3 protein-coding genes and 1 pseudogene are annotated in these 5,667 nt (G+C 67.1%); all 4 read left to right on the forward strand.

All coding sequences use genetic code 11. From position 1 onward, the window contains the following. A pseudogene (locus tag AC1DU6_RS18320) lies at positions 1 to 370 on the forward strand (phosphodiesterase); the annotation flags it as partial. Between the two features lie 54 nt (positions 371 to 424). Next, positions 425 to 1,993: an ABC transporter substrate-binding protein gene (locus tag AC1DU6_RS18325; RefSeq protein WP_477858754.1), complete on the forward strand. Its 1,569-nt coding sequence runs from the start codon at positions 425 to 427 to the stop codon at positions 1,991 to 1,993. Between the two features lie 76 nt (positions 1,994 to 2,069). Further along, positions 2,070 to 3,983, forward strand: coding sequence for a hypothetical protein (locus tag AC1DU6_RS18330; RefSeq protein WP_457324224.1), 1,914 nt, complete (start codon positions 2,070 to 2,072; stop codon positions 3,981 to 3,983). Between the two features lie 125 nt (positions 3,984 to 4,108). Then, on the forward strand, positions 4,109 to 5,667 hold a 1,559-nt coding region (locus AC1DU6_RS18335), incomplete at its 3' end, for a TonB-dependent receptor plug domain-containing protein (RefSeq protein ID WP_477858757.1).

The raw sequence follows: 5,667 nt of genomic DNA on the forward strand, positions 1-5,667 counted from the left end.
CGCCATCACCTCGACGCGGCCCTACAAGAATGCCTGGGACCCGGCCGGCTCACTGCAGCGCATGTCACAGTGGAAGGGCCAGTTTGACCCGAGCGTCTTCCAGGCCTTCGTGAAGAGCGTCGGCATCTACCCGACCGGCACCCTGGTGCGACTGCAGTCCGGCCGCCTGGCCGTTGTGGTCGAGCAGAACGCCATTTCACTGGTCGCGCCGCGCGTCAAGGTTTTCTACTCGACCAAGTCGAGCATGCMCATCCCGTTGCAAGTCATCGACCTGGCCACGTCCACCGACCGCATCGCCGGCCGCGAGCCGCCCGAGGACTGGAATTTCACCCATCTCGACGAGCTCTGGAACCCGAACGCCAAACGGTAACGAAGGGGCTTTGACGGCCTCCTAAACTGCCAGCCCTGCAGTTGGGAGATGGCAATGAAGCGATGGCTGGGTGTAGCTCTTTTGGCATGGACCTGCGGTGTGTCCGCGCAGACGCTGCGCTGGGCCAGCCAGGGCGACCCGCAGACCATGGACCCGGACTCGCAGAACGAGAGCCTGACCAATATGGTCAATGGCCAGATCTACGAGCGGCTGACCAACCGCGACGCCAAGCTGGGCCTGGTGCCAGGCCTGGCCACGGAATGGAAGCAGACCGGGCCGCTCGCCTGGCGCTTCAAGCTGCGCCCCGGCGTCAAGTTCCATGACGGCACGCCGCTGACGGCGGATGACGTCGTCTTCTCGGTACAGCGCGCCAAGGAGCCCACCTCGCAGATCGCCGTCTGGGCCAATGCCGTCGGCACGGCCAAAAAGGTCGACGAGCTGACGGTGGACTTCCAGCTGACCACCTTCAACCCCATCTTCCTGCAGCACATCGACCAGCTGTGGATCATGAGCCGCAAGTGGTGCGAGGCACACAAGGCCACCAAGCCGCTGGACTTCAAGAACAAGGAAGAGAGCTTCACGGCGCTGAACACCAACGGCACCGGCCCCTTCATGCTGGCCAGCCGCCAGCCCGGCATCAAGACCGTGCTCAAGCGCAACCCGAACTGGTGGAACAAGTTCGAGGGCAATGTGCAGGAGGTCGTCTACACGCCCATCGCGACGGACGCGACACGCCTGGCCGCGCTGGTGTCGGGCGAGGTCGATTTCGTGCTCGACCCCGCGCCGCGCGACATTGCGCGCCTGCGCAACACCGCTGGCGTCAAGGTCATCGAGGGGCCGGAAAACCGCCTCGTCTTCATCGGCATGGATCAGTCGCGCGACAAGCTGCTCTATGGCAACGTCCCCGGTGACAAGAACCCCTTCAAGGACGTGCGCGTGCGCCGGGCGCTGTACCAGGCCATCGACATCGACGCGCTCAGGACCAAGCTGATGAGCGGCCTGTCGGTGCCCACCGGCGCGCTGACTCCGTCCGGCATCGCCTCCTTCGACGACCCGGCCCTGCAGGCCCGCCTGCCGCACGACCTGGCCGGCGCGAAGAAGCTGATGGCCGAYGCGGGCTATGCCGATGGCTTCGAGGTGACGCTGGACTGCCCCAACAACCGCTACATCAACGACGAGGAAATCTGCACGGCCCTGGCCTCGATGTGGGCCCAGCTGAAGATCAAGGTCAAGGTCAACGCCATGCCCCGCGTCATCTACTTCCCCAAGCTGGAGAAGTACGACACCAGCCTGTACATGTACGGTTGGGGCGGCTCGGTGACGGATGCCGAGAGCATCCTGACGCCGCTGTACCGCACGCGTGGCGACAAGGGCGTGGGCAACTACAACTTCGGCGGCTTCCGCAACGACAAGGCCGACGCACTGGCGGCGCAGTCCAGCGTCGAGCCCGATCCGAAAAAGCGCGAGCAGCAGATCCGCGGCGCGCTGGCCGAGCTGCGCGAGCAGGTCAACATCATCCCGTTGCACCGCCAGGTGGTGCCGTGGGCGGCGCGTGCGAATGTCACGGCCATCCACCGGCCCGACAACTGGCTGGAGCTGGCCTGGGTGCAGATCAACCGTTGATTTCGGCCCTTTAACGGCCCACCACCCGGTGGGCTGGCGCGGCACACTGGCCCAAGCCCAGATTCACGCCCGCGCCATGCTGTACCGCCTTGCTGCTTTTGCCCTGACCCTGCTGCTCGCCTCCTGCGGAGGAGGCGGTGGCGGTTCGGACACGCCTGTGCTGGACAAGCCGCCCACGTTGCGCGGCGTTGCCGCCACGGGCGCGCCTCTGGTCAATGCGCAGATCAGCGTCGTCGATGGCCAGGGCAAGGCGGTTGGCACGGCCACCACCCATGGCGCCGACGGCAGTTACAGCCTGACGCTGAGCACCACCAGCCCCGCCGCGCCTTTGTTCATCCAGGCGCGAGGCATGGATGCTGCCGGCACCATGCAGGTGCTGCATTCCACCGTGCCGGCCATCAGCGCCGCCATGGTCGGCCATGTGACGCCGCTGACCAACGCTGTCGTCGCGTTGTCCCTGGGTACCGAACCTGCGCCGGTATTCGCCGCCGCCTCGACCAGCACCAGCCAGCTGAGCCAGATGGCCAGCGCCGCGCCTGCTGCGGGCACCTTCCTGAAGACCCTGGTCAAGACCCAGGTCAGCGACCTGAAGATCACCGACGCCGCGGCTCTGGACCTGCTGGCGGATTCGACCTTTGCCGCCAACAAGGGTGCTCACGACCTGCTCATCGAGAGCGTGCGCATCGACCTCGCACGCTCCAAGCTCAACGTGCCGGTGCTGCAGATCGGCAACAAATTCCTCGCCGCACCGACGGCCGAAGTCGTCGTCGAGCTGCCCACGGCCCAGACCGAGTTGCTCAAGGCCACCGGCACGCCAGCCACCGCCATCACCTCGACGTTGAAGGCCGCGACCAGCGCGACGACGCTGCTCGGCACCTTGTCAGGTCTGGATGACCTCGGCGCGGCGCTGAACCAGCTCATCGCCCAGGGGCGCGACGTCAGCACGCTGCTGAACTCCGTCCTCGTCACCGGCTACGACAAGCACAACGGCCGCAGCAAGGCCGACATCGCCGGCATCCTGTCGACCTATACGACGGGCAACCGCCAGTTTGGCCGCTTCCAGCTGCTGGGCTGCGCCGACGATGCACCGACCGCCGGCAACTGCGCCAAGGTGCTGGTGGGCGCCGTCATCAGCGATTCCACCGGTGCAGTCGTCGACCTTTTCAGTGACGCGGTCAGCTACAACAAGTCGGCCACGACGACCAACAAGTGGAACCTGATCGGCAACGGCAAGAAGCTGGCCGTCGGTGTGTATCCGCTGGGCTTCCTGGCGCTGAATGCCGATGGCACGGCCAGCGGTGCCGTGGTGCCCAACCCGGGCATCGGCCTGCAGGTTGAGGTCCAGGCGCAGACGGCCGATCCCGTGCCCGGCATTCCGGCAACGCAGCTGCTCAGTTCGGCCACGGTGCAGCTACCCGGCGGCTTCAGCATTCCCTTCGGCTATTGCAACCGGCTCCTGCTGTGCGTGTCGTCCACGCCGGGCGCCACCAACCTGATCCCGACGGGCGGCGTGGGCGACATCGCCATCCAGCGTTCGGCGGTCGGCTGGATCGGCAGCGCGGACAGCGTGCGTGGTGCCAAGTTCATCGCCAGCTACACGATTTCCGGCGTGGCCGAGACGCGCAACGCCTGGCTGCGCGCCGACGTGCTCGGCGAGCCGGCTGCCACGCGCTTCCCGAGTGTTGACAGCGTGTCTGCAGCCAGCCCGGTGTCCGCCGCCTCGCTGCAGAGCGGCAGCCTGGTGATCAACTGGGGCGCCTGGGCCGCTGCCAACCCCGACCTGCGCCTCATCGAGATCAAGCGCGTCTTCACGCCGACCGCCGGCGGAGCGCCCACGGTGCTGGACACGAGCGTGCCGCTGCCGCCCAAGACGGCGGCGACGCTGAGCACGGCGTACACGCCGGTGGGCAGCGTCACGTCGGAGCTGTGGCTGCAGGCCATGGACGCGCAGGGGCGACGTTTCCATACCCGTTACACCGGCAAACCGTGAATTGAGTCGCGGACCGGCTCGCAACCGGCGTTGTTGTGAAATGTGACAGCGACTGCGGACGGGGCCAAAGCTAAGCTTTCGGCACCGTTTCCCATCGCCGCCGACGTCTGCCGGCGACCGCCCTTGTGAAAAGCCGCCTAATTGCGCTGGCGTGGTTGTCCACGCTGGCCCTGACTCCAGCGGCTCAAGCCGCTCCAGCCGCCGCCGATGCCTCGGACGACCAGGCGCTCGAAGCGCTTCTGAAACGGGAAGTGCAGGGTCCGTCCCGCTATGCCCAGAGCCTGATGGACGCGCCGGCATCGGTCAGCGTGCTGGAGCGGGGTGTGTCCGATGCCCTTGGCCACCAGACCGTGGGTGACCAGCTGGCCCGCCTGCCGGGCGTCTACCTCAGCAACTCGCGCACCTACAGCGCCCTGGGGCTGCGCGGCTTCAACCGGCCGGGCGACTACAGCGCCCGCCTCCTGATGGCCATCGATGGCCAGCGCGTCAATGACGCCATCTTTGACCAGGGGCTGCCGCAGCTGGAGCTGCCCATCGTCGCCGAATGGGTCAAGCGGGTGGAGCTCGTCCACGGCCCCGGCTCCTCGATCTACGGCAGCAATGCGCTGCTGGGCGTCGTCAACGTCGTGACGCTGAATGGCGCTGACGCGCCGGGCCTGACGGCCCAGGGCAGTGTGGGCGAGAACGGCACGCGCCGCGCCGAGATGCATTACGGTGCCGCCGCCGCGGACAGTGATTTGTTCATCGGCCTCAACCTGCAGCGCACCGCCGGCGAGGACCTCTTCCTGCCCGAACTCGGAACGGCCGATGGCTGGGTGCGTGGTCTTGATGGCGAGCGGCAGGTGGCGCTGCTGGCCAAATACCGCAACGGCCCTTGGCGGGTCGCGTTGAACGCGGTGCGCCGCGACAAGGATGCCCCGACCGCACCCTACGGCACCGAGCCCGGTGTGCCCGGCACCCACTACACCGACAGCCTGGTGCTGGGCGAGCTCAGCTACGACGAAGGCTGGCAGGGCGATGTACGCCGCTCGGCGCGGCTCAGTGTGGCGGGCTATGAATTCCGTGGCCGCTATGTCTTCGGGCCGGCGCCTCAACTCGTCAACAAGGACGAGGCTCGCGCCCAATGGACGACGCTGGAGGCGCGCGTGCTTTGGCGAGGGCTGCTCAACCATCAGCTGATGTTCGGCGCCGAGCTGCGCACCTCGCCCCAGGGCCTGCAGCGCAACTACGACGTCGACCCCTATGCGCTGCGCCTGGATTCGCACGTCACCCAGGACGCCGCGGGCGTCTACGCGCAAGACCAGTGGCGGCTTTCATCGGTGCTGCAGCTGACCACCGGCCTGCGCCTGGACCATGTGCGCGGTTTCGCGCCAGCCATGTCGCCGCGCGCCGTGCTGGCGCTGCGGCCCGACGAGCGGGAGTCCTTCAAGCTGATGTGGGCGCAGTCCTTTCGCACGCCCAATCTGTACGAGCGCTTCTACGACGACGGCGGGGTTTCCCAGCTGCGCAGCAACGACCTGAAGCCCGAGCGCCTCAACTCCGTCGAAGCTGCCTGGGAGTACGTGCTCCACAGCGGCCATGCGCTCAGCGCCAACGCTTACTACACGCGCATGAACCGCTTGATCGAGCAGCAGCCCGTCGGCAGCGAGAGCGAGGCGGTGGTGCAGTACCGCAATGTCGGCAG

It is taken from the genome of Roseateles sp. P5_B10 (genome assembly GCF_056400485.1).

Bases quoted from the DNA above. Each gene is read 5' to 3' on its own strand.
- AC1DU6_RS18330 (WP_457324224.1), top strand. From the start codon at position 2,070: ATGCTGTACCGCCTTGCTGCTTTTGCCCTGACCCTGCTGCTCGCCTCC.